The sequence below is a fragment of the Longicatena sp. genome, from assembly GCF_982403165.1.
Genome location: NZ_CEVYEL010000103.1, coordinates 1 through 3,486 on the forward strand (window position 1 = coordinate 1; position 3,486 = coordinate 3,486).

A 3,486-nucleotide genomic window follows, 5' to 3' on the forward strand; every position below is an offset into this window, starting at 1 on the left:
GATATAAGCAATGGTCTGATCTAAACCATGATCTCTTAAATATTCTAATATATGCTGTGTCAATGCTTTTGTGTTAGGATGCATCATGACTCTGTCATAACCGTTTAAGAAGTATTCTAAAGCACTGGCATCGGTATAGTTTTCCTTTTGATAGGTCATGGATGCCGCAATACGATCGCAAATCATCTCAACAACGTAGTTGACAGGCATTTCAATAGCAATGACACCATTTTTTACATTTCCATTGTCCAACCAGTATTCCCAGTGATGACGATTCCGTCCTTTATGATGCAACCATCCAAGGGAATACCCTTTTACTTCTTTTTCTCGATTAATAGGGCTGCGAAAGCCTTGATAATAGGTAACTCCTGCCCAAAATTCAACAGGTGAATATTTTGATAAATCGTGTAAGATTCCTTGCTTATATAAATGGCAGCGAAAGCATAATTTAGTTACCAGTATTTTATGATGATTGATCGTTGAAAGATGTCCCCAGAAACGATTCATAATAATCTCCTTCCTATGTGAATTTATAATGTCAGAGGTATTTTAACACAAATAAAGAAAAAGGGAAGAGTGGAATGATGATCGATCATAGATGGGTATTTGTATGGGGAAGGTCTTATATCCTCTCTTATGATTATCAAAAAGTTGTAAAAAAACGCATGACCATCACATATCCTTCACATTCGCACGTTATAGTATAGGTACAGGCAGACTTACTGCTTGTGTGGTAATGGAAATCGTTTCCCCATCCCTATAGTAATAGTAACAACAGCTATCATGTTTACATAATTTTATAATTTCCATTACCGGCCTTCATGCTTAAGACCTCTATCCCTCGTAGAGGTCTTATTGTATGTGCTCTTTAATAAATTAACACAGAATTCAAATACTATTCATATGTTTTTCACAAAGCTGTCTTATACTAAAAGTACAAGGTAAGTAATACCTTGAAAGACTTTGGTAATGGTACTTACTCCCTCGTTTGCATTTGTTCATTCCATAAACAAACCGCCATTACCTTTCCATAAAAAACGACTCCTTACTACTTCAAGGAGTCATTTTTAGCTGAATTACTGCTTTTTTTTATGTTGTATGATCCATGCATGTATTGGTATAAAGATGATAAACAGGATCAAAACAATTGGTAAGATTGCATTCCATGGTGTTGAAAACTTCTCGATATAACCTTGGAAGAAAATAAAGATGACGATGACAGGCAGTATGAAACTGACGTAGCCTCGTATCCAGCTAGGAAACTTTAGCCCTTTTCCTGTATTTGCTTCACCAAGGAAATTTTTCCATCCCCAACCATAACGGAAGGTACAGAATAATAGATATAATAAGGAACCTAATGGTAATAAATTGCTGGAAACGATGAAATCTTCTAAGTCCTGAATGGTTGTTCCTTCACCTAATGGCTGTAAGAAGGATAGAATATTAAATCCTAATGCACAAGGCAGTGATAAAATCAGGATGGCAAAGAAATTTACCCATACGGCTTTCTTTCTTGACCAACCGCTATCCATAGCAAAGGCAACGATATTTTCAAATACGGCAATAATGGTCGTTAATGCTGCAAAGGACATAAATAAGAAGAATAAGGTTCCCCATAAGCGTCCTTGAGCCATGGCATTAAAGACATTTGGTAATGTCACAAATACCAATCCTGGGCCACTTCCGGCATCTACACCAAAAGAGAAACAGGAAGGGAAAATAATCAAACCGGCAATAAAGGCAACTAAAGTATCTAAGATACAGACATTCAGACTTTCACCTAGTAAAGAACGATCTTTTCCGATATAGCTGCCAAAGATAGCCAACGCTCCGATACCCAGACTAAGCGTAAAGAAGGCTTGACTCATTGCCGCAAAAATGGCGTCCCATAAGCCGTTTTCCATCATTTTACCAAAATCAGGCACTAAATAAAACGTTAAACCTTCTACAGCATCTGGTAAAGTGACAGCGCGTATCACCAGTATCAGCATAACAATAAATAAACAGGACATCATATATTTGGAAATCTTTTCAACCCCATTTTGTAATCCCTTGCTGCAGACGAGAAAGCCGATCATGGTAATTACGACCATCCAAAACAGGTTCTGCGCAGGACTTGCGAGCATATCATGAAATATCTGCCCCACTGCTTCTGTTGACTGGTTTTCAAAAGTGCCACTTATCATTTTTAAACAGTAATTCAACATCCATCCGCCAACGGTCGTATAAAACATCATCAGCATGTAATTACCGCCGATTGCCACATATTTGATGAAATGCCATTTTGTCTTTTTTGGCTCTAGTACATCAAAAGATTTTGCGGCCGATTTCATAGATGCGCGTCCTACGGAAAATTCCATTACCATGATAGGTAAGCCTAACAGCATCAGAAATAATAAATATAGCAATACAAAGGCAGCTCCGCCATACTGGCCGGTGATATAAGGAAACCGCCAGACATTCCCCAGTCCGACTGCACATCCCGCTGAGATTAGGATAAAGCCTAAGCGCGATGAGAATTTTTCTCTTGCTTTCATACATTCACACCCTTTTATGCATAATTTTATCGGTGTATATAAGGAAAGTCAATCTTTAATTCGGCTTTGTCATGGCAATTGTATTACTTTTTAGGAAATGGTATGAAAATTTAAGAGATACGTGATATACTATACGACGTAAAGAGGTGTAAAGATATGGAAATGCATAGAAATTCCCGCTGCTGGTGTGGCAGTGGCAAAAAATATAAACAATGTCATGAAAAGTTTGATGAAAAAATTCGCGAATTTGCTAGAAATGGCGAGATTGTGCCAGATCGCAGTTTGATCAAAAGTACAAAGGATATTCTTGGTATCAAAAAGAGTGCTGCTATTAACACCGGTGTACTTGATCATGTCGCAAAGCATATACATGTCGGTATGAGTACCGGAGATATTGACCGATTGGTGTATGATTACACAGTAAGTCATGGGGCAATACCTGCTCCTTTGAATTATGAAGGCTTTCCTAAAAGTGTTTGTACATCGGTTAATGATGAGGTATGTCATGGTATTCCGGATGATGAAATCATCTTACAGGAAGGCGATATCGTCAATGTAGATGTTTCCACCATTTTTCATGGTTATTACTCCGATGCTTCGCGAATGTTTATGATTGGTGAAGTGAGTGAAGAGGCAAAGCGTTTGGTACAAGTGACGAAAGAATGTCTGGAAATCGGTATAAAAGCTGTCAAACCTTGGGGGCATGTAGGCGATATTGGAGCGGCGATTCATGAATATGCAACGAGCAAAGGTTATAGTGTCGTGATAGATTTTGCCGGACATGGCGTTGGGAAAGCATTCCATGAGGATCCTATCGTTTCACATGTAGGGCGTAAGGGAAAAGGCATGATTCTGGCTCCCGGTATGGTGTTTACTATTGAACCGATGATCAATGAGGGAGATTATCATCTCTATATTGATGAAGATAATGGATGGACATCTTATACGG

3 protein-coding genes are annotated in these 3,486 nt (G+C 38.4%); 1 reads left to right on the forward strand and 2 read right to left on the reverse strand.

Going from position 1 to position 3,486, the window contains the following annotated elements:
- Together AC1VS3_RS12785 and AC1VS3_RS12790 are read right to left on the reverse strand one after the other, a co-directional pair.
- Window positions 1-507, reverse strand: a 507-nt coding sequence (locus AC1VS3_RS12785) for a DUF5662 family protein (protein WP_481275679.1), incomplete at its 3' end; no start/stop codon positions are given.
- Between the two features lie 569 nt (window positions 508-1,076).
- The gene (locus AC1VS3_RS12790) at window positions 1,077-2,537 is read right to left on the reverse strand and encodes a sodium-dependent transporter (RefSeq protein ID WP_008691191.1); all 1,461 of its coding nucleotides are present in this window, start codon (window positions 2,535-2,537) and stop codon (window positions 1,077-1,079) included.
- 156 nt (window positions 2,538-2,693) lie between these two features.
- Here AC1VS3_RS12790 and map point away from each other — a divergent pair.
- A partial coding sequence (gene map / locus AC1VS3_RS12795; protein ID WP_481275680.1) for a type I methionyl aminopeptidase occupies window positions 2,694-3,486 on the forward strand: 793 nt, incomplete at its 3' end.

Bases quoted from the DNA above. Each gene is read 5' to 3' on its own strand.
- AC1VS3_RS12790 (WP_008691191.1), bottom strand. From the start codon at position 2,537: ATGAAAGCAAGAGAAAAATTCTCATCGCGCTTAGGCTTTATCCTAATC.